The sequence below is a fragment of the Methylobacterium frigidaeris genome, from assembly GCF_022179185.1.
Lineage (GTDB): Bacteria > Pseudomonadota > Alphaproteobacteria > Rhizobiales > Beijerinckiaceae > Methylobacterium > Methylobacterium frigidaeris.
The window spans coordinates 111022-130345 of record NZ_BPQJ01000003.1; the positions used below are offsets into that span (position 1 = coordinate 111022).

The 19324-nt window shown below is 70.8% G+C and carries 20 protein-coding genes; 9 read left to right on the forward strand and 11 right to left on the reverse strand.

Annotated elements, in window-relative coordinates; all coding sequences use genetic code 11:
• Window positions 1-183: 183 nt before the first annotated feature.
• The 4 genes from MFF64_RS04055 (at window position 184) to MFF64_RS04070 (ending at window position 2467) form a co-directional block, all read left to right on the forward strand.
• Window positions 184-954: a cold-shock protein gene (locus tag MFF64_RS04055; protein WP_099899622.1), complete on the forward strand. Its 771-nt coding sequence runs from the start codon at window positions 184-186 to the stop codon at window positions 952-954.
• Between the two features lie 54 nt (window positions 955-1008).
• Window positions 1009-1284, forward strand: coding sequence for a hypothetical protein (locus tag MFF64_RS04060; protein ID WP_238189736.1), 276 nt, complete (start codon window positions 1009-1011; stop codon window positions 1282-1284).
• Window positions 1285-1851: 567 nt separating this feature from the next.
• Window positions 1852-2052: a hypothetical protein gene (locus MFF64_RS04065; protein WP_099899627.1), complete on the forward strand. Its 201-nt coding sequence runs from the start codon at window positions 1852-1854 to the stop codon at window positions 2050-2052.
• Between the two features lie 151 nt (window positions 2053-2203).
• Window positions 2204-2467 carry a YARHG domain-containing protein gene (locus MFF64_RS04070; RefSeq protein WP_099899621.1) on the forward strand — a complete coding sequence of 88 codons (264 nt, stop codon included), beginning with the start codon at window positions 2204-2206 and terminating at the stop codon, window positions 2465-2467.
• 270 nt (window positions 2468-2737) lie between these two features.
• On the opposite strand, the gene ppa is transcribed toward MFF64_RS04070, so the two are convergent.
• Entirely contained in the window at window positions 2738-3271 is a 534-nt protein-coding gene (ppa, locus tag MFF64_RS04075; RefSeq protein ID WP_048462359.1) for an inorganic diphosphatase, read from the reverse strand.
• A 252-nt stretch (window positions 3272-3523) separates the two neighbouring features.
• Window positions 3524-4030, reverse strand: a complete 507-nt coding sequence (locus MFF64_RS04080; RefSeq protein WP_099899619.1) for a GNAT family N-acetyltransferase — start codon at window positions 4028-4030, stop codon at window positions 3524-3526.
• A gap of 195 nt (window positions 4031-4225) precedes the next feature.
• On the opposite strand from MFF64_RS04080, the gene MFF64_RS04085 reads away from it, so the two are divergent.
• Window positions 4226-4951: a fused DSP-PTPase phosphatase/NAD kinase-like protein gene (locus MFF64_RS04085; protein ID WP_099899617.1), complete on the forward strand. Its 726-nt coding sequence runs from the start codon at window positions 4226-4228 to the stop codon at window positions 4949-4951.
• Window positions 4952-4954: 3 nt separating this feature from the next.
• On the opposite strand, the gene MFF64_RS04090 is transcribed toward MFF64_RS04085, so the two are convergent.
• Together MFF64_RS04090 and MFF64_RS04095 are read right to left on the reverse strand one after the other, a co-directional pair.
• The gene (locus tag MFF64_RS04090) at window positions 4955-5860 is read right to left on the reverse strand and encodes a DMT family transporter (protein ID WP_238189738.1); all 906 of its coding nucleotides are present in this window, start codon (window positions 5858-5860) and stop codon (window positions 4955-4957) included.
• A complete protein-coding gene (locus MFF64_RS04095) occupies window positions 5857-7644 on the reverse strand; it encodes an ABC transporter ATP-binding protein (protein ID WP_207767869.1) in 1788 nt (595 codons plus the stop codon). Before MFF64_RS04095 ends, MFF64_RS04090 begins: the two co-directional genes overlap by 4 nt.
• 194 nt (window positions 7645-7838) lie before the next feature.
• Between MFF64_RS04095 and MFF64_RS04100 the strand changes: the two genes are divergently transcribed.
• Entirely contained in the window at window positions 7839-9368 is a 1530-nt protein-coding gene (locus MFF64_RS04100) for a serine protease (protein ID WP_238189740.1), read from the forward strand.
• Between the two features lie 12 nt (window positions 9369-9380).
• Here the strand turns inward: MFF64_RS04100 and MFF64_RS04105 are convergent, their stop codons facing one another.
• The 3 genes from MFF64_RS04105 to dapA form a co-directional block, all read right to left on the reverse strand.
• Window positions 9381-9587 carry a hypothetical protein gene (locus MFF64_RS04105; RefSeq protein WP_238189742.1) on the reverse strand — a complete coding sequence of 69 codons (207 nt, stop codon included), beginning with the start codon at window positions 9585-9587 and terminating at the stop codon, window positions 9381-9383.
• Between the two features lie 74 nt (window positions 9588-9661).
• Window positions 9662-10135: an SsrA-binding protein SmpB gene (gene smpB, locus MFF64_RS04110; RefSeq protein WP_048428442.1), complete on the reverse strand. Its 474-nt coding sequence runs from the start codon at window positions 10133-10135 to the stop codon at window positions 9662-9664.
• A gap of 71 nt (window positions 10136-10206) precedes the next feature.
• Window positions 10207-11109 (reverse strand): 4-hydroxy-tetrahydrodipicolinate synthase, encoded by a 903-nt coding sequence (gene dapA, locus MFF64_RS04115; protein ID WP_238189745.1) that lies wholly within the window; start codon window positions 11107-11109, stop codon window positions 10207-10209.
• A gap of 312 nt (window positions 11110-11421) precedes the next feature.
• Between dapA and MFF64_RS04120 the strand changes: the two genes are divergently transcribed.
• A complete protein-coding gene (locus MFF64_RS04120; RefSeq protein WP_238189747.1) occupies window positions 11422-13683 on the forward strand; it encodes a lytic transglycosylase domain-containing protein in 2262 nt (753 codons plus the stop codon).
• 31 nt (window positions 13684-13714) lie between these two features.
• Here the strand turns inward: MFF64_RS04120 and MFF64_RS04125 are convergent, their stop codons facing one another.
• Both MFF64_RS04125 and MFF64_RS04130 read right to left on the reverse strand, forming a co-directional pair.
• Complete coding sequence (locus tag MFF64_RS04125; RefSeq protein WP_099903223.1) at window positions 13715-14452, reverse strand: Crp/Fnr family transcriptional regulator; 738 nt, start codon at window positions 14450-14452, stop codon at window positions 13715-13717.
• Between the two features lie 348 nt (window positions 14453-14800).
• On the reverse strand, window positions 14801-15577 hold the full coding sequence (locus MFF64_RS04130; RefSeq protein ID WP_238189749.1) for an IclR family transcriptional regulator: 777 nt from the start codon (window positions 15575-15577) through the stop codon (window positions 14801-14803).
• A 169-nt stretch (window positions 15578-15746) separates the two neighbouring features.
• On the opposite strand from MFF64_RS04130, the gene MFF64_RS04135 reads away from it, so the two are divergent.
• On the forward strand, window positions 15747-16607 hold the full coding sequence (locus MFF64_RS04135) for a 2,4-didehydro-3-deoxy-L-rhamnonate hydrolase (protein ID WP_099903270.1): 861 nt from the start codon (window positions 15747-15749) through the stop codon (window positions 16605-16607).
• A gap of 3 nt (window positions 16608-16610) precedes the next feature.
• Window positions 16611-17360 carry an SDR family NAD(P)-dependent oxidoreductase gene (locus tag MFF64_RS04140; RefSeq protein ID WP_099903273.1) on the forward strand — a complete coding sequence of 250 codons (750 nt, stop codon included), beginning with the start codon at window positions 16611-16613 and terminating at the stop codon, window positions 17358-17360.
• Window positions 17361-17495: 135 nt separating this feature from the next.
• On the opposite strand, the gene MFF64_RS04145 is transcribed toward MFF64_RS04140, so the two are convergent.
• Together MFF64_RS04145 and MFF64_RS04150 are read right to left on the reverse strand one after the other, a co-directional pair.
• Window positions 17496-18245 (reverse strand): proteasome-type protease, encoded by a 750-nt coding sequence (locus MFF64_RS04145; RefSeq protein ID WP_099903276.1) that lies wholly within the window; start codon window positions 18243-18245, stop codon window positions 17496-17498.
• Window positions 18246-18415: 170 nt separating this feature from the next.
• A complete protein-coding gene (locus MFF64_RS04150) occupies window positions 18416-19282 on the reverse strand; it encodes a transglutaminase family protein (RefSeq protein ID WP_099900130.1) in 867 nt (288 codons plus the stop codon).
• Window positions 19283-19324 lie beyond the last annotated feature (42 nt).

The window sequence follows — 19324 nt, forward strand, 5'->3', positions numbered from 1 at the left end:
GCCCCGTCATCGCCACGCGTGGCAGATCCGCCTTGCGGTACGGTCTGAGTTGCGTCAGGAGTGTGGCGGTCATCTTGGTCACCGCAACCGGGAATGGAACGATCCCGAGGCGTCCGCTGTCAGGCACAGAGCGCTCCGGGGTACAAGGGTGGTCGGCGGTTTTTACGTTTTGGCGAGCTTCTAATGGGACGTGGTCGTGATTTCAGGGAGCCGCGCCGTCGCGGCTTCGACGAGGGTGGTGGCGAGCCGCGGTGGCCTGACCAGGCGCCGCAGGGCAGCAGCTACGGCGGTGGCTATGGTGGCGGTGGCGGCGGCTACGGCGGCGGCGGTGGTGGTTACGGCGGCGGCGGCTTCGGCGGCGGCGGCGGTGGCTTCGACCGCGGCGGATCGCGCGGAGCTGCTCCCTCTGGGCCGGAGCGTGATGCGACGGTCAAGTGGTTCAACAAGGAGAAGGGCTTCGGCTTCGTCGAACTCGGCGACGGTTCGGGCGATGCCTTCCTCCACATCCGCGCCGTCGAGGCGGCTGGCCACGCCGATCTGATGCCGGGCACCCGCCTGACCGTTCAGACCGCGCAGGGCCAGAAGGGCCCGCAGGTGACCAACATCACCAGCGTGGATACCAGCACCGCCGAGGCTCCGGTCCGTCGCGATCCCCGTCCGCCGCGCAGCGGCGGTTTCGGTGGCGGCGGCTTCGGCGACCGTCCCGAGCGCGGTGGCGGCGGTGGCCGCTTCGCCTCCGGTCCGTCGACCGAGATGAGCGGCACCGTGAAGTGGTACGATCCCGCGAAGGGCTTCGGCTTCGTCTCGGTGAATGACGGCGGCAAGGATGTCTTCATCCACCGCTCGGCGCTCGCCCGTGCCGGCCTCGAGTCTCTCGCCGAGGGTCAGCCCGTGACCATGGGCGTGGTCGAGGGCATGAAGGGCCGCGAGGCGCAGAGCATCAGCGTGGACTGATCGTCGGTGCGCTCTCGCACGGATAATCGATCGAGACGGGTGGAGCGGTGGCCCTTGGCCATCGCTCCTTTCCGTCTGCGCACCGCCCTTTTGGGCATTACCCTGGCGGGCACCCTCTTCGGCCCGGCTGCGGCCGAGGACTTCACCGGCTTCTATGCCGGGATCAATGCCGGCTACGGCTGGAGCAAGGAGCGGCATGAGGGCGTGACTACCGGCACGCCCCTCCCCACCTGGGACCGGCGGCGAGCGACAGACGGCCTACCGCCGAGCGCCGCCCGGGCCGCCGACCGCAATCCGGCTCTGTCCGGGGCGAGGAGCGGCGCGCGCTAAGCGCGCAGCACAGGGAGCCCGCGAGGCGCCAGCTCGTCCGGCGCTGTGGCCTGACATTCGTGCGGGTGCCGCCCGGCGATCGTCATGGCGGTCGCGCGGATCGACGTCCTGCTTCAGAGGACCGCTATCCCCGCGAGAAGCGCGAGCCACAGGACGATTCGGTGGAGATCGCCGCCGCCGAGATCGTCATCGCTGTTCGTTTCAGGGCCGCCATCCTCGGTCCTCACCCGGCAGATGCCGGGAGGTACGGTGAGGATATCGATCGATCGGCGGCGCAGTCGCGGATCTCGAGTCGCCCGGAGGGAGGGCGAGGTTGACGGCGGCGCCGGTGACGTCCGTCCGGGCGTCCGGGCTCGCAGCGTGACCCCGCAGGCCTGATGGTCATCGACGCGGATGCGACAGTGTCTGCCCATCGCGTCGGCCCTCGTTCGCAACCGGCGGGATCGGCGGCTGCGATCAAAAAATGCTGTAGGGCGATGCCGTCGCGAGACAAGCGGAGGCGTGCGGAACCGCCGCGCTTGTGGCATGGTGCCGGCCGAACCCAATCGGGCTCGGGACCGCTTCACCATGACTACCGTTCACGACGTTACCCCGGACCAGCTGCGCGGGCTGGAAGCCGCCGGCGAGGCCGCGCTCAATGCCGCGCTCGGCCGCCTCTCGGCCCGCGAGCGCGAGGCCTACTGGGCCTCGGTGCGCCGCGCCTACAACGCGCCCTACAACGACGCGGTGAAGAAGCCGCGGGCGGGGAGCGCGGCCGCGCGGCTTTGAGGACCGGCTCTGCACATCGCAGGCGGTCGCGCCCCTGACCGCCTGAGGCGACCGGGCGGATGCTGCGACGGCAGACGGATCGTCGCTGCCGGTCGCATTTCTCTCAGTTCTCGTCGCGGTTTGCCTCGGTCCTTCAAGACAGGTTCGCTTCATGAAGAAAACCGCGATCGCTGCCCTGCTGTGTCTGGCCGGCGCAACTCCCGGCCTGGCGCAGTCATGCGACGAGTTCTGGTATCAGAGAAACATGATCTACAAGGAGGCGGGCTACTGCTTCAGGACCGCCAAGGCGATCCGGAGCTTCGGCAATGCCGGCTGCCGGTACGACGATCAGGCCGACGTGCCTCTGTCCGCGCGGCTGCGCGCCGAGATCGCCGAGATCGCGTCCATGGAGCGGGCCATGAGGTGTGCGCCTTAATGGATGCGCCTGCCTGGAGATGATCTTCGGGCGGATGATGGGGAGAGCCGATGGAGAAAGCGGTGCGTGCAGGTTGCGCGCATCAACCCTCCCCTTTCCTCGGCGGTGGAGAGAGCACAGCGGGACGCAGTCCGCCGAGCGGCGCGACGCTGCTCTTGGTAGCGCCGGTCAGTCCGGTTCGGTCGCGTCCGGAGGCGGCGCGGCGTCCCCCTCCCGCGCCCCTCTGCGTGGGGCACCCTCCCCCGCAGAGGGGGAGGGTTCAGGCGCGCCTCACTTCGCCTTCTTGGCCCGCTCGATGCCCTCGAGGATCAGGCGCTGCGCCTCGGCCTTGTCGCCCCAGCGCACGATCTTCACCCACTTGCCGGGCTCGAGATCCTTGTAGTGCTCGAAGAAGTGCTGGATCTGGTGGATCGTGATGTCGGGCAGGTCGGTGTAGTTCTCGATCCGGTCGTAGCGCTTGGTCAGGTTGCGCGACGGGACGGCGATGATCTTCTCGTCCTCGCCGGCATTGTCCTCCATCACCAGCACGCCGACCGGGCGCACGCTCATGACGGCGCCGGGAACGATCGCCCGGGTGTTGGCGATCAGCACGTCGCACGGGTCGCCGTCGCCCGACAGGGTGTGGGGAATGAAGCCGTAGTTCCCCGGATAGTGCATCGCGGTGTAGAGGAACCGGTCGACGATCAGCGTCCCGGCTTCCTTGTCCATCTCGTACTTGATCGGCTCGCCGCCGACCGGAACCTCGATCACGACGTTGACGTCTTCGGGCGGGTTCTTGCCGATGGAGATGGCATCGAGGCGCATGAGCAGACTCCCTGCAAGGGCGAGAGCGCCCCTGAATGGCGCGGTCCTTAGAGGGCCGCGGGCGCCCGCACAAGCGCCGGGATGCAACGGCGGCCGTGACAGTCGAGGACAAGTTCCGCCGTGGCCGGGCCGCGGGCGATGACCGTCGCTCCCAAGCCCATTGCTGCGGATGACCATCGATTGGGCAGACGACTGTGGCGGCGATCAACCAGGAGGCATCGGCCGCGTCCACCGAGGCCGCGCCCTGCCTCGTCAGCCGAACAGGTAGGCGACCTTGTGCAGGTCGGCCCCGGTGATGCGGTCGCGGGCCTCGGCCACCACGCGCCCGCCCATCCGCTCGTAGAAGTCCCGCGCCCGGTCGTTCTCCGTGAGCGACCACACTGCGACCCGGCGCACGTCCCGGTCGGCGAGGTCGTTGCGGACCGCCCTGAAGAGCCGGGTGCCGTAGCCGAGGCCCTGGTAGGTCGGCGCGAGGTAGATCTCGTCGATCTCGCCCTCGGCCTTGAGGGACCGGTCGCGGCAGCGGCCGTAGGAGACGTAGCCGATGACGCTCTCGCCCACCTCCAGCACCACCAGCGGCCGGTTGCGGCCGATGGTGGAGCGCCACCAGCGCGGCCCGCGCCGCGCCAGCATCCGGTCGAGGGCGACGCCCGGGATGATGCCCTGATAGGCCTCGCGCCAGGCGGCGTCGAAGATCTCCGACAGCATCCCGGCATCCTGTTCCCGGGCCCGGCGAATGCTGACGACCTGAGTGCTCACGGTCTTCCCCCTCGATTGTTAGCCGACGGATCGCGTCCCTACGATGCGGGGGAGACGTCGCAAGCGCAATGCCAGGCTTGCGCGCCGGCTCATCTGCGGCCCCGTCGTTGCGGCCGGGTCACGCGGCTGCTAGAGCGGCACGCTGCCCGCCCTCGCGACTCGCGTTCTTCCCTTAAGTCAGGCGCCCGCCCCTTCGTGCTCAACCGCTTCCTCCCGCCCGAGACCCGCTACGCCCGCCGCATGGCCCGCATCGCCCGCTGGGAGCAGCCGATCGCCGGCCCGGGCGGACGCCTGCGCGCCTGGGCCAACATGCTGCTGATCGACCACGGCGTGATCCGCCTGGCCTATCTCAACCGCCACCGGATCGGGCGCGGAATGGTCTGGCGCTCGGCTCAGCCGGCGCCGCACGACCTCGCCTGGTTCCGGCGCCAGGGCGTGCGCACGATCATCTCGCTGCGCGGCGGGCGCGAGCACGGCTCCTGGCAGCTCCAGCGCGAGGCCTGCGAGCGGGAGGGGCTGGCCCTCGTCGAGTTCGTGATGCGCTCGCGCGAGGCGCCCGACAAGGCGACGCTGCTCGCCGCCAGGGACTTCTTCGCCGGCCTCGCCTATCCGGCGGTGCTGCACTGCAAGTCCGGCGCCGACCGGGCCGGCCTCGCCGCCGCCCTCTACCTGATCCTGCACGAGGGCCGGCCGGTGCGCGAGGCGGCGCGTCAGCTCTCGGCGAAGTTCGGCCATTTCCGCTTCGCCAAGACCGGCATCCTCGACGCGTTCTTCGAGCGCTACCTCACCGAGGGCGAGCCGAAGGGCCTGAGTTTCCTCGACTGGGTCGAGCACGTCTACGACCCGGAGGCGCTCAAGCGCGACTTCCGCGCCGGGTTGTGGTCGGACCTGCTGGTGGACCGGCTGCTGCGGCGGGAGTGAGGCTCACCCCCGCGTCGTCAGCAGCACCCCCGCTCCGATCGCCAGGATGGCGCCGATATGGAGCGGGTCGGGCACCTCGCCGAGGACGGGGATCGCCAGCAGGGTCGCGATCACCGGCACCAGGGCGGTGAAGGCCGGGGTGCGCCGGCCGATCAGCGCCAGCGAGCGGTTGAAGGCGATCAGGGCCACCACGCTCACCAGCACCCCCTGATAGACGGCCTGGATCGCGATCTCCGCCGGCGCCGCCTCCGCGAGGTGCGACAGGCCCGCGGCGAGATAGAGCGGAATGTAGGTGAGAAGCGAGCCGACGCAGATCAACGCCGTCGCCTCCAAAGCCGTGAGACGGGAGCGGCGCATCCGCACCGTGCCGGCAGCCCACAGGAGGGCGGCGGTGAGGAGCAGAGCGTAGCCGAACAGCTCGTCGGCATCGCGAAAGCCCCCCGCCAGGGTGAGCGCCCCGGCGGCGATCAGCCCGAGGCCGGCGAGGGCGAAGCGGCCCGGCCGGTCGCGCAGCACCAGCGCGCCGAGCAGAGCGGCGAAGAGCGGCATCGTGCCGGGCGTCAGCGCCGCGCCGTGGCCGGCGGGCGCGTAGCGCAGGGCGATCGAGATCAGCAGCGCGAACGGCGCGCCCTGCGCCACGTAGAGGAAGGCCGCGTCGACGAGCGCCGTCCGGCCGAGGCCGCGCAGCCGCAGCAGCAGCACCGGCAGCAGCACGAGGCCACCGATGCCGAAGCGGAGCGCCACGAGGTCGGCGGGCCCGAGCACGCCTCCCGCCCCCACCGTCCGGCGGGTGATGACGAACCAGCCGCCCCACAGGCTGACGGCGAGGAGGGCGAAGGCGACACCCTCGGCGAGGCGTCGCCCGGACGGCGCGTCGGCCGCGGTCGCCTCCGGCGTCCCGGGCCTCACGACGCCTGCGCCGCGGAGGCGGGCTCCCGGTCGTCGGCGAGCTGGAGCCGGTGCAGCCGCGCATAGGTGCCGCCGCGCGCGATCAGCGCGGCGTGGCTGCCGGTCTCGGCGACCCGGCCGGCTTCCATCGCGACGATGAGGTCGGCGTCGCGCACCGTCGAGAGGCGGTGGGCGATGACCAGGGTGGTGCGGCCGCGCATCAGCCGGGTCAGGGCCGCCTGGACGAGCTGCTCGGACTCGGCGTCGAGGGCCGAGGTCGCCTCGTCGAGGAGCAGGATCGGCGCATCGCGCAAGAAGGCGCGGGCGAGCGCGATGCGCTGCCGCTCGCCGCCCGAGAGCCGGTTGCCGGCGGGCCCGACCCGGAAATCGTAGCCCTCCGCCCGCGCGGTGATGAAGCCGTGCGCCGCCGCGGCCACCGCCGCCGCCTCGATCTCGTCCCGGCTGGCGCCCTCGCGGCCGAAGGCGATGTTCTGCGCGATGGTATCGTCGAACAGCACCACCTCCTGCGACACCACCGCGACGGCGCGGCGCAGGGAGGCCAGCGTCACGTCGCGCACGTCCTGCCCGTCGATCGTGACCCGGCCCTCGCTCACGTCGTAGAGCCGCGGCACCAGGGACAGCAGGGTCGACTTGCCGGACCCCGAGCGGCCGACGAGCGCCGTGGTGCACCCCGCCGGCACCGTGAGGTCGATGCCCTCGAGCGCCGGTGCGTCGTCGCGGTAGCGGAAGCGCACGCCCTCGAACCGCACCTCGCCGCCGGCGACGTGCAGGGCCGGCGCTCCCGGCTTCTCCCGGATCGTCGGCGCCTCGTCCATCAGCGCGAAGGTCCGAGACAGGGCGGCCAAGGCCTCCTGCAGGATGGCGTTGAGGTTGCCGAGCGCCCGGGCCGGCTGGGCGGCGAGGAGGAGCGCCGCGACGTAGCCGGTGAAGTCGCCCACCGTCTTCTCGCCCGCGAGGATGCGATGGCCGATGAAGGCGAGCACGCCCGCCACCGCGAGCCCGCCACCCACTTCGAGCAGCGGATCGAGCCGGCCGCGGGCATTGGCGGCCTTCATCTTCAGGCGGCGCACCTCGTCGAGGGCGTCGCGGGTGCGGCCCTTGAGGTAGCCCTCGAGGCCGTAGGTCTTGGCGACCCGGGCGCCGGCCAAGCTCTCGCTGATCAGGCTCGCGGTGACGCCGACCTGCTCCTGGGTCGAGGTCGAGACCCGGCGCAGCTTCTTGCCGATGCGGGCGATCGGCCCGGCGATGAACGGTACCGTGACCCCGGCGACGATCGTCAGCCAGGGATCCATCCACACCATGGCGCAGACAAGGGCGATGAGCATCGCCACATCGCGCAGGAGCACGGTGGAGATGCGCGTCAGCGCCTCCTTGATGAAGGCGAAGTCGGTGGTGAAGCGCTGGGTCAGGCTCGCCGGGCTCTCGCGGCCGAGCTGGGCCAGGTCCTGCTCGATCATGTGGCCGTAGAGCGCCGCCTGCATGTCGGCCTCGATCCGGGTGACGACCCGGTTGGTCAGCACCGTCTGGCCGAGCAGCGCGAAGCCGCGTATGGCGGTGACGGCGATCACCAGGATGGGCCCGTAGGCGAGCGCGCCGGCATCCTTGGCGTCGAAGGCGTCGAAGGCGGCCTTGATCAACGTGGGGTAGAAGCCGGTGGCGGCGCCGATCACCGCGATCAGCACCAGCACGATGGCGAGCGTGCCGGCATGCGGCCGCAGCCAGTCGCGCCACAGCCGGAGAAGCAGCGGCAGCATGTCGCCGGAGAGGAGGGGGCGCCGCGCCATGATGCTCGCTTCGTCCTGAATTGAGGACGTCGCGCTAGCACGGGGGTCGGGCCGGCGGCAATTCGGCGCCGTGCGGGGCTGGGCTGCGGCCGCGTGCGAAAGTTGCCTGCGATTGAACAATTGCCGCCTGCATGTCAATTTCGTGTCAAAACTTGGGCGTGCAGATTGCGCCGCGACACGGAGGCTCGACGATCTTGGCCCTGCATCGCGCTCACTGGACCATCCTCGCCATCGGTCTCGCGCTGTCGGGCCCGGCTCCGGCCTTCGCCCAGTCGCCCCCCGGTTACGCCGAGGCGGACTCGCGCTTCGCCTTCCTGGAGACCGAGCGGCGGGTACGGGTGCAATCCCTCCTGACCGCCGCCGGCTACTGGACCGGCATGCCCAACGTCACCTTCGGGCGGCGGCTGTTCGAGGCGATCGCGCAGTTCCAGGGCGAGAACGGCTTCCGGCCGACCGGCTGGCTCGACGGCGCGCAACTCGCGCGGCTGCGGATGCTGGCAACGCCGAAGCTCGCGCTCTGGGGCCTGCGCACGATCGCGCATCCCTTCCGCCCGGTCGCGATCTGGGCGCCGATGGGCCTCGGACTCACCGCCGAGCGCACGCCCCGCGGCCTCGACCTGAAGGACCCGACGCGGCGGCTCTCGCTCGCCTACAATTACCTGCCGAGCGTCACGGTAGCGGATTCGTACGCCTACACGGTCGAGAAGTTCCAGCGGGAGGGCGCCACCCTGCATTACAAGGTGCTGCGGCCGGATTTCTTCGCGATCTCGGCCTCGCAGGACGGCACCGACATCTACATGCGCTACCACCAGGACGGGCCGGGCGCGCTCGGCTTCGTCCTGCGCTGGGAGACGCGGGCGACCGATCTCGCCGCCGAGCGCATCGCGGTCCTGCTATCCGCCTCCCTGTGGTCGGCGATGACACCGGACGCGCCCTTCATCCCGCTGCCCGAGCTTGGCACCCCCGATTCCCGCGCCGTCGCCCTGCCACCGGTCCAGACCATGCCGCCTGCCGTGCCGCCGGTTCAGGCGCCCCCGCAATCTCCTCCGGTGGTCGCCGCCGTGCCGCCCGTCACCCCGCCGAGCCCGCCCGCCGTGAAGCCGCGCGACAGTTCCGGCACCGGCTTCTTCGTCGGCCGAGGGGGCGAAGTGCTGACCAACGCGCACGTGGTTGAGGAATGCGGGCGGGTCGAAGTCCGTGGCCCGCTTGGGACCGTTCCGGCCCAGGTCGTCGCCCGTGACGCCGCCAACGACCTCGCCATCCTGCGCACCGGCCTGACACCGCCGAAGGTCGCGGCCTTGCGCATGGGTATCCGCCTCGGCGAGCCGGTGGCGGCGTTCGGCTATCCCCTCGCCGGCATGCTCTCGACCTCGGGCAACTTCACTCTCGGCAACGTGACCGCGCTCACCGGGCTCGGCGACAATACCAGCTACCTGCAGGTCTCGGCGCCGGTGCAGCCGGGCAATTCCGGCGGCCCGCTCCTCGACGGCAACGGCAACTTCGTCGGCGTGGTGACGGCGAAGCTCAACGCCCTCAAGGTGATGGTGGCGACGAACGGCGACATCCCGCAGAACGTCAACTTCGCCCTCAAGGGTGCGGTGGCGGCGACCTTCCTCGAGAGCAACGGCGTCGCCTTCACGGTCGGGGCGGCCGCGGCCCCGATGGCGCCGGCCGACCTCGCCGACCACGCCAAGGCGATGAGCGTCTTCGTCGCCTGCCGGTGAACGCCACAATTCCTACTGCATCACCGCGATGGCGGCGTGGATCAGGGTCGCTCCGCCGATGGGGGCGAGGAACCAGAGCAGCACGTTGACGACGATTATCCAGATCAGCACCCGCTCCTGGTGCCCGGTCAGCCGCGGCTGGGGTGGGCGCGGCGGCGGTTCCCAGGACGGCCGCCATCCTCCCTCGACGAACATCGGCGCCTCCGCGCTGGTCTTCATGTCCGGGAGCTAGGAGTGATGGCCGGCGGTGTAAGTGCGGCGTGTTGTGCCTCGGGCGCCAGGATGCCCCGTGCTCAACCCTTGTCGCGCATCAGCCGCGCCTTGTCGCGCTGCCAGTCGCGCTCCTTGGCGGTCTCGCGCTTGTCGTGGAGCTTCTTGCCGCGGCCGAGGCCCAGCTCGACCTTCGCCCGGCCGCGCTCGTTGAAGTAGATCTTCAGCGGCACCACCGTGTAGCCCTCGCGCTGGGTCGCGCCGATGAACTTGTCGATCTGGCGCCGGTGCAGCAGCAAGCGGCGGGGCCGCTTGGTGTCGTGGTTGAAGCGGTTCGCCTCGAGGTATTCGGGGATGTAGGCGTTGAACAGCAGCAGGTCGTTGCCGGAGGGGCCGGCGAAGGCCTCGCCGATCGTCGCCTTGCCGCCGCGCAGGGACTTCACCTCGGTCCCCGTCAGCGCGATGCCCGCCTCGACCGTGTCGGTGATCTCGTAGTTGAAGCGGGCCTTCCGGTTGTCGGCGACGACGCGGTTCTTCGGCTCGGGTTTCTTGGCCATCGGGCGGGTCGAAGGTCCTGGGGGCGGGTGGCGGGAGCCCGGAGGCTCCCGGCATCGAGATATGGCGCAGGTCAGCCGTTGGTGAGGCCGGCGTGGCGAAGCGCCCCGTCGACGAGGCTCCGCGTCCCCTCGCCCACCGGCACCATCGGCAGGCGCACGTCCTCGCGCATCAGCCCGAGACGGGCGAGCGCGTACTTCGTCGGCGACGGGTTGGTCTCGGCGAACAGGTGGGTGTGGAGCGGCATCAGCCGGTCCTGGAGCGCGAGCGCGGCGCGATAGTCGCCCGACAGGCAGGCCTCCTGGAAGTCGGCGCAGAGGCGCGGCGCGACGTTCGAGGTCACCGAGATGGTGCCGTGGCCGCCATGCGCCATGAATCCCAGGGCGGTCGCATCTTCGCCAGAAAGTTGGACGAAGTCTTCGCCCATGGCTTGGCGTTGCAGGCTGACCCGGGCGACGTTGGCGGTGGCATCCTTCACCCCGGCGATGTTCGGCAGCTCGTAGAGCCGCTTCATGGTGTCGACGCTCATGTCGATCACCGAGCGACCGGGGATGTTGTAGATCAAGATGGGAATGCCGACCGCATCGTTGACCGCCTTGAAGTGCTGGTACAGCCCTTCCTGGGTCGGCTTGTTGTAATAGGGCGTGACGATGAGCAGCGCGTCAGCCCCGGCCTTCTCCGCATGACGGGACCGCTCGATCGCCTCCGCGGTGGAGTTGGAGCCGGCGCCGGCGACCACCGGCACCTTGCCGGCGGCCTCGTCGATGCAGGCTTCGACCACCCGGTCGTGCTCGGCGTGGCTGAGCGTCGGGCTCTCGCCGGTCGTGCCGGTGGGCACCAGACCGTGGGTGCCGTTCTCGATCTGCCAGGCCACGAAGGCCCGGAAGGCGTGCTCGTCGAAGGCGCCGTCGCGGAACGGCGTCACCAGGGCGGTGAGCGAGCCCCTCAGGCGCTGCGAGATCTGCGTCGACGTCATGCTGGCGTTCCTCGCCCGGTCGGGGCGGCGCCCCCGGGATCTCTGGTTGGGAGGCCGGCCCGCATGAGGATCACCAAGGGGACCACAGCCTCGGGGGACCAATCGTGGGGGACCAACTCGGCCGTCCGGCGTCCGACACATAGGGCCTCAGGCGCCTGCGCGCAAACGCTCCCGCGCCCGGTCCGTCGCGCGCAAACGCTCAGCCAGTCCCTCGCGTTCCGGCATGACCGGGCGCCAGGGTTAAACGCTTCTTAACGCGGCGCTCCCACCATGGGCGTCCGGTCATTCGAGCTCTTTAGGGGAACGGGAACCATGCTGCTCTCGCCTCGACGGCGCCGCCTCGCGGTCCTCGCCCTCACGGTGTCCGGCGCCGCGCTGACCTCGCTGTCGGCGCTCGGCGGCTCGACGGTGGCGCCGCCGCCGGACGCTCCGGCTCCCGCCGCGACCCTGCCCGCGGCGGTCACCCGCGCGGTCGAGCGGACCGACGAGGACGGCCTGCGCCCGGGCGCGGCGGTGGAGCGGCTGCCCGCGACGGCCGCAGCCTTCGCCGCCGCCGATCCGGAGGTGCCGATCCCCTTCCCCGCTCCGGACGCGGCGATCAACCCCCCTGCACCGGTGCCGAGCGTGCCCGATCCGGGCCGGCCTTTGCTCGGCACCGAGGTCGACGGCCCGGCCCTGCGCGGCGCGGTCGAGGCTTACCGGCGCGGCCAGGTCAGCGAGGGCGACCGGATCCGCGACGGGCTCAAGGACCCGGCCGCCCGCGCCCTCCTCGATTGGGCGGCGATCCGCGCCGGGGCCGGCATCGGCTTCGAGCGCACCGTCGCGTTCATCCGCGACAACCCGGACTGGCCGGTGGGCGCCATGGTGCGCCGGCGCGCCGAGGAGGCTTTGCTCTCGCAGCGCAAGTCCCCCTCCCTGGTCCGGGCCTACTTCGCCGCCCGCCGGCCGCAGAGCGCGCCGGGCAAGTTCGCCTTGGCGCTGGCCTTCAAGGCCGACGGGCTCCCTGAGGACGCCGCCGGCCTGGTCCGCGACCTGTGGCGCGAGGACAATTTCGGCCGCACCCTGGAGCTGAAGGTGCTCGACGCCTTCCCGGGCACGATCGGCGAGGTCGAGCACCGCTACCGCATGGAGCGGGCGCTGATGCGGGAGGACTGGGACACCGCCGGCCGCGCCGCCTCCTACGCCGGCAAGGCCTACGGCACGCTGGTGCGGGCCCGCCGCGCCGTCGAGGCGAAGGCCTCGAATGCCGGGTCGGCCCTCGACGCCGTGCCGCCGAGCCTGCGCCAGGATTCCTCATACCTCTACTCCCGCGCCCAGTACCTGCGCCGCCTCGACAAGCCGGCGGAGGCTGCCGCCGTGATGGCTCAGGCGCCGCGCAACCCGGAGGTCCTGGCCGATCCCGACGAGTGGTGGATCGAGCGCCGCATCGTCGCGCGCAAGCTCCTCGATGCCGGCGACGCCAAGTCGGCCTACGCGGTCGCCGCCGGCCACAGCGCCCGCTCGGTCGAGAAGCGCATCGAGGCCGAGTTCCACGCCGGCTGGATCGCCCTGCGCTTCCTCGACGACGCGGCCCTCGGCGCCAGGCACTTCGCGGCCGCCGCGGCGATCGCCGAGACGCCGATCTCGGTGGCGCGGGCCGCCTATTGGCAGGGCCGCGCCGCCGAAGGCATGGGCCAGGCCGCCGAGGCGCGCGCCTTCTACGAGCGCGCGAGCGCCCAGCCGATCGCTTATTACGGCCAGCTCGCCCGGGCGAAGCTCGGCCAGTCGTCCCTCGCCCTCCGCCCGTGCAGCACCCTCGACGAGGCCGCCCGCACCGCCTTCGAGAACCGCAACGCCGTGCGGGCCCTGCGCCTGCTGGCGGCCTCGGGCCTCAAGGAGCTGATGCTCCCGCTCTACATGGACTTCGCCCAGCGCCTGACCGAGCCGGCGGAGCTCAACGCGCTCGGCGACGTCGCGACGTCGCTCAACGATCCCCGCGCCCTGGTGGCGATCGGCAAGACCGCGGTGCAGCGGGGCCTTCCCCTCGACCGCCACGCCTACCCGACCAACGGCATCCCGGCCTACGAGGCCTCCGCGGCCGTGCCGCAGGTCGAGCGCGCGATGGTCTTCGCGATCGCCCGGCAGGAGAGCCAGTTCGACCCGCGGGCGCAGTCCAGCGTCGGGGCCCGCGGGCTGATGCAGATGATGCCGGCCACCGCCCAGCGCACCGCCCGCCGGGTCAGCGCCGCCTTCGACACCGACCGCCTGACCAGCGACCCGGCCTACAATGCCCGCCTGGGCCAGGCCCATCTCGGCGAGCTGATGGAGGATTGGCGCGGCTCCTACATCCTCGCCTTCGCCGCCTACAATGCCGGCGGCGGCAACGTGAAGAAATGGATCGACGCCTACGGCGATCCGCGCAACCCGAGCGTCGACCCTGTCGACTGGGTCGAGCGCATCCCCTTCACCGAGACCCGCAACTACGTCCAGCGGGTGACCGAGAACCTGCAGGTCTACCGCAACCGCCTGGCCGAAGCGGGGGACGGGCGCAGTGCGCTGCTGATCGCGGATGATCTGAAGCGCGGGATGCGGTGAGCTCCCGACCGGGGATCGTTGATCTAGGACGCTAACATCTCGCGTCGAACCGCTCCCCCTCGTAATCCAGGTGCAGGTAATCCGGATCGAACCGGGCGACGGCCGTCAGGGTGTCGATGTCCGGAATGGCGAGCTGCTTGTCGCGCCAGTCGATCAGGCCGGCCTGGCGCAGCTCGCGCAGGGTGCGGTTGACGTGCACGGCCGAGAGGCCGAGCGCGTCGGCGAGCTCGACCTGGGTGATCGGCAACTCGCAGCGGCCATCGCGCACCCGACCGACCGCCTGCTGGCGGACGAACACTTCGCAGAGAACGTGGGCGACGCGCTCCAGCGCGGTGCGCCGGCCGATATTGACCAGCCATTCGCGGTGGATCGCGGCCGTCACCAGGACCTCCCACCACAGCGCCCGGGTCAGGCGCGGATCGGCGTTCAGCATCTCCTGGAGCAGGTCGCGCGAGATCTTGGCCGCCACCACCGGGGTGAGCGTGCCAAGGGCGTGGTCCATGCGGCGCAGGATGAAGATGTTGAGGTCGCAGAGGTCGCCCGGCAGCAGGAACGACATGATCTGGCGGCTGCCATCGGCGAGCTGCTTGTAGCGGCAGACCCAGCCGGCGAGGATGAGGTTGACGTCGCGCGGCTCCTCGCCCTCGGCGATGATGTCCTGGTGCGTATCGTAGTTGACGATCCGGGCGGTGGCGGCCTGTTGCAGGAGGCGCTTGTCCGCGTCGCTCAGGCGGGAGAATCGTTCGAGCTTCCGGATCAGCGGATTCATCGTGCACCCCTCCGGCCCGCGGCTCGGCAGCGCGAGTTTCCCGTCGTTCCAGGCGGAAAGTTAGCGTCTGTCGCGGTTCAGTAAAGCGCCCGGCCGACCGCTCGTACGAGTCAGGCGCCATCTTGGGGTCCTGACGCCTGACCTCGCGACCGCCCCTGTCTCCCTTGCGGGAGGACGTCGGTTGACCGGTGCTTCACCGGAGGTCGGAAGGGCCCCCGAACCGGGACGCACTGTCGCAGTGACGAGGGCGGCGGAAAGGACGTCCGGCTCGGCCTCGTCAGACGGAGACACGCTCTGGTCAGGGCAGCAGCGACCGTGTCCTTCCTGCCGCCCGCCGGCCTGCGCCGGCTACCCCGCCCATCCGAGATCCCGGCTGATCGCGTCGGCGATCGCCCGGACCGTCTCGGCCAGGGCCTCCATCCGGGCCTCGTTCATGTACTGCACCGTGCTCGTCACGCTGAACGCTGCGACGATCGCGCCGCCCGCGTCCCGGATCGGGCCGGCGACGCAGCGCACCTCGGGTTCGTTCTCCTCGCGGTCATAGGCGATGCCCCGCGCCGCGTAGGTCCGCATCCGCGCGAGCCACGTCTCCAGGTCCGGGCTGTGGCCGCCCCGCGCCGCGCCGAGGCGGTGGAAGCCCCGCCAGCGCGCCTCGCCGAGATCGAGGATCAGCGCCTTGCCGAGGCCGGTCGACCAGACCGGCTGGCGCTCGCCGACCCGCGAACTGATCTCGATGCGCCGACGCCCCGGCAGCTTGTCGAGGTAGAGCGCCCAGTCACCCTCCAGCACGCCGAGATGGATGGTGTCGCCGCATTCCGCCGACAGGCGCTCGAGATGGGGCCGCGCCACCCGGGTCACCGGCGCCGCCTGCTGGGCACGGAAACCCAGTTCGAGGAGCTTGGGGCCCAACGCGTAGCCGTCCCGCGGCGCGAAGGTGAGGTAGCGCTGCTCGACGAGGGCCGCGGCGAGGCGGTGGGTGGTGCTGCGGGTCGTGCCGAGCGACGCCGACAAGGCGGCGAGGTCCCGCGCGCCGCCCGCCACCGCTTCCAGGATGGCGAGACCGCGCAGAAGCGTCTGGCTCCCCGGCGCCGCGCCCGCCTCCGCGGTTGACGGCTTCGATGTCATCCGCGTATCGTCCCACATACAAGAACAAGATCCCGATATATGGGATCGAATGGTGCGGCGCCAGGGCCGCGCGGAGGAAACCGAAATCGAGCCTCCGTCTCGCCCTGCCCGCGCCCGCAAACCTGCGCGCCGTCAGGCGTGCGCTCGGATTCCAAGGAGGTTCGACCCGATGAAGCTGTTGCGCTACGGCCCCGCGGGCCAGGAGAAGCCCGGCCTGCTCGACGCGGAGGGCCGCATCCGCGACCTGTCCGGCCACCTGCCCGATCTGGGCCCCGAGGCACTGAGCCCCGAGGCCCTGGCCCGCCTCGCGGCGATCGATACTGGCAGCCTGCCGGTGGTCGACGGCGAACCGCGTCTCGGCACGCCGGTGGCGAATGTGGGCAAGTTCATCGCCATCGGGCTCAACTTCGCCGATCACGCCGCCGAATCGAACCTGCCGGTGCCGAAGGAGCCGATCGTCTTCACCAAGGCGATCAGCTCGCTGTCGGGCCCGAACGACGCGGTGATGCTGCCGAAGGATTCGGTGAAGAGCGACTGGGAGGTCGAACTCGGCATCGTGATCGGACGGCGTGCGTCCTACGTCGAGGAGTCGCAGGCGCTCGACTACGTGGCCGGCTACTGCCTCGTCAACGACGTCTCGGAGCGCGAGTACCAGATCGAGCGCGGCGGCACCTGGGACAAGGGCAAGGGCTGCGACACCTTCGGGCCGGTCGGCCCCTGGCTCGTCACCTCGGACGAGGTCGGCGATCCGCAGAGCCTCGACATGTGGCTCGACCTCAACGGGCGCCGCATGCAGACCGGCAACACCCGCACGATGATCTTCACCTGCGCGCAGATCGTCGCTTACGTCAGCCGCTTCATGACCCTGATGCCCGGCGACATCATCACCACCGGCACGCCCCCCGGCGTCGGCATGGGGATGAAGCCCGAGCCGGTCTTCCTGAAGGCCGGGGACGTGATGACGCTCGGCATCGAGAAGCTCGGTGAGCAGCGTCAGGACGTGACCGCCTGGCAGCGCCGGGAAGGCTGACCCATGACCTTCCCGAACCGCTTCGAGGGCCGCACCGCCCTCGTCACCGGCGGCGCCTCCGGCATCGGCCTCGCGGTCGCCGCGCGGCTCAGGGCCGAGGGCGCGACGGTCGCCATCTGGGACCTGAACGCGGAGGCGCTGGCGAAGGCCAAGGCCGAGAGCGGCGCCGCCGACACCCGGGCTCTCGACATCGCGGACGCCGCTGCCGTCGATTCCGCGATGCGCGAGACCCTGGCGGTCCTCGGCGGCCGCCTCGACGTGCTGGTCTGCAGCGCCGGCATCACCGGGCCGAACACGACCTTGCGCGACTATCCGGTCGATGCCTGGCAGCGGGTGATCGACGTCAACCTGAACGGGTTGTTCTACTGCAACCGTGCCGCGGTGCCGGCGATGGAGGCGGGCGGCTACGGCCGCATCGTCAACGTCGCGTCAATCGCCGGCAAGGAGGGCAACCCCAACGCCTCGGCCTACTCGGCTTCCAAGGCCGGGGTGATCGGGCTGACGAAATCGCTCGGCAAGGAACTGGCGAAGTCGGAGATCCGGGTGAACTGCGTCACGCCGGCGGCGGTGCGCACCGCGATCTTCGACCAGATGACGCAACAGCACATCGACTTCATGCTGTCGAAGATCCCGATCGGCCGCTTCGGGGCAATCGACGAGGTGACGTCGCTGATCTGCTTCCTGGCGAGCGAGGAGGCGTCGTTCTCCACCGGCGCGGTGTTCGACGTGTCGGGGGGACGGGCGACGTATTGAGCGTCCGTCACAGTGCCGCCGGCTGACTGCCGGCGGCGATCCCGCGTCCATCTCTCAGGATCTGGTTGACCCGCCTCCCCCATGAGTCACCTCAGAATGAGGTGAGTGGGTGGGGCAGGCCCGAATGCTTCCGCCCTACTTCGTTCCCGGTCCGTAGGGCGGCCGCGGGATCGCCCGGTGGGCCGCCCTCAGGGCCGCTGACCAGCGCTCGCGCAGGTCGTGGAAATAGGGCTCTCCGGCCTCGATCCGGTGCAGCACCTCGGTATCGCAGGTGTTGCGGCGGATCACCGTGAGGTCGATCGGCAGGCCGACGCCGAGATTCGACCGCATGGTCGAATCCATCGAGACCAGGCCGACCTTCAGGGCGTCGTAGATGTCGGTGCGGAAGGTCACCGCCCGGTCGAGGATCGGCTTGCCGTACTTGTGCTCGCCGATTTGCAGGAACGGCGCGTCCTGGCTGCAGGCGATGAAGTTGCCGGCCGAGTAGATCATGTAGAGCCGCATCGGCCCGTCGCCGATCTGGCCGCCGAACAGGAACGAGACCTCGAAGCGCAGTTGTGCCGCCTCGAAGCCGGCGCGCTCGATCGCCCGCACCTTGCGGATCGCGCGGCCGATGAGCTGCGCGGCGCGGAACATCGTCGGCGCGTCGTAGATCGTCTCCGGCTTGCCGGTATTGGGGTCCTCGACCCCCTCGGTCAGAAGCGAGAGCACCGACTGCGTCACCGAGAGGTTGCCGGCCGAGGCGAGCGCCAGCACCCGCTCGCCGGGCTTCGTGAACATGTGGAGCTTACGGTAGGTCGAGATGTCGTCGAGCCCCGCATTCGTGCGGGTATCGGCGATCATGACGAGACCCTCTTCCACCAGGATCCCGACGCAATAGGTCATCGCTCACCGCCCCCCGGCGATCTCAGGCGCAACGGTCCGTCACCGCGCGCGGCGCCACCCTGACGCAGCCGCCCCCCCGAATCCAGCCCAAACCGCTGCCCCGAGGTGAGGTGGCCCGCGCCTATCGCGGCGAAGCCACAGGGGCGCTACTCTCGGGCCTACCCTTGAGCCTACTCTTGGGCCTGCACCTGCTGGTCCTGAGCCTTCTGCCCTTGCGCCTGCCGGGCCTGCGCGTGGGCGTCGTCGACCCGTACCTTGACCGTCATGGTCTCGGTGCCGCCGCCGGTGCGGCTGCCGCGGACCGGGGCGGCGTCGAGGTAGTCGAGGCCGATCGCCACCCGCAGATGCGCCTCGGTTACCGCGATGCCGTGGGCGGGATCGAACCCGACCCAGCCGAGATCCGGCACCCGGGCCTCGACCCAGGCGTGGCCGGCCTCCTGCACCGCCGTACCGGGCCGCCAGCAATAGCCCGAGACGTAGCGCACCGGGATCTCGAGGTGGCGCGCCGCCGCGATGAAGACGTGGGCGAGGTCCTGCCCCACCCCCTTGCGCAAGGCGAAGGCCTCGGCCGCGGTGGTGGCGGCGCCGGTCGGGCCGGGGGCGTAATCGACCGCCTGGTGAACGGCGGCGAGAAGGCGATGCAGCCGGTCGAGCCGGTCGGTGCCCCCGCCCACCGCCTCGTCGGCGAAGGTCTGGATCGCCTCGTCGGCGACGGCGAATCGCGATTCGCGCAAGTAGAACGGGTCCGGCAGCCACTCGGAGACGCCGCGCATCACCCCGTGGGTCTCGCTGGTCTCGATCTCGCCGGTGACCCGGATGGTCAGCGTCTCCTCGGGACAATCGGCGCTGAAGACGTGGACGATGTTGCCAAAGCCGTCCTCGCGCCGGCTCAGGCGGCCGTCCACGGTCGGCTCGATGCGCCAGGCACGGACGTGCTGGCCATCATGGTCCCGCGGTGTCAGCCGCAGCATCTGGATCAGCCCCTTGGCCGGGCTGTCGTATTGGTAAACCGTCTCGTGGACGACGCGGATGCGCATGGTGTCGCGATGCTCGCTGTCACGCCAAAGCTGGGCCGTGCG

Excerpts from the sequence above, each read along its gene's own strand:
- dapA (WP_238189745.1), bottom strand. The coding sequence starts at position 11,109 with ATGACGTCGACGCAGATCTCGCAGCGCCTGAGGGGCTCGCTCACCGCC.
- MFF64_RS04125 (WP_099903223.1), bottom strand. The coding sequence starts at position 14,452 with ATGAATCCGCTGATCCGGAAGCTCGAACGATTCTCCCGCCTGAGCGAC.
- MFF64_RS04070 (WP_099899621.1), top strand. The coding sequence starts at position 2,204 with ATGAAGAAAACCGCGATCGCTGCCCTGCTGTGTCTGGCCGGCGCAACT.
- MFF64_RS04135 (WP_099903270.1), top strand. The coding sequence starts at position 15,747 with ATGAAGCTGTTGCGCTACGGCCCCGCGGGCCAGGAGAAGCCCGGCCTG.
- MFF64_RS04120 (WP_238189747.1), top strand. The coding sequence starts at position 11,422 with ATGCTGCTCTCGCCTCGACGGCGCCGCCTCGCGGTCCTCGCCCTCACG.
- MFF64_RS04055 (WP_099899622.1), top strand. The coding sequence starts at position 184 with ATGGGACGTGGTCGTGATTTCAGGGAGCCGCGCCGTCGCGGCTTCGAC.
- MFF64_RS04145 (WP_099903276.1), bottom strand. The coding sequence starts at position 18,245 with ATGACCTATTGCGTCGGGATCCTGGTGGAAGAGGGTCTCGTCATGATC.
- MFF64_RS04095 (WP_207767869.1), bottom strand. The coding sequence starts at position 7,644 with ATGGCGCGGCGCCCCCTCCTCTCCGGCGACATGCTGCCGCTGCTTCTC.
- MFF64_RS04140 (WP_099903273.1), top strand. The coding sequence starts at position 16,611 with ATGACCTTCCCGAACCGCTTCGAGGGCCGCACCGCCCTCGTCACCGGC.
- smpB (WP_048428442.1), bottom strand. The coding sequence starts at position 10,135 with ATGGCCAAGAAACCCGAGCCGAAGAACCGCGTCGTCGCCGACAACCGG.
- MFF64_RS04150 (WP_099900130.1), bottom strand. The coding sequence starts at position 19,282 with ATGCGCATCCGCGTCGTCCACGAGACGGTTTACCAATACGACAGCCCG.
- ppa (WP_048462359.1), bottom strand. The coding sequence starts at position 3,271 with ATGCGCCTCGATGCCATCTCCATCGGCAAGAACCCGCCCGAAGACGTC.
- MFF64_RS04105 (WP_238189742.1), bottom strand. The coding sequence starts at position 9,587 with ATGAAGACCAGCGCGGAGGCGCCGATGTTCGTCGAGGGAGGATGGCGG.
- MFF64_RS04130 (WP_238189749.1), bottom strand. The coding sequence starts at position 15,577 with ATGACATCGAAGCCGTCAACCGCGGAGGCGGGCGCGGCGCCGGGGAGC.
- MFF64_RS04065 (WP_099899627.1), top strand. The coding sequence starts at position 1,852 with ATGACTACCGTTCACGACGTTACCCCGGACCAGCTGCGCGGGCTGGAA.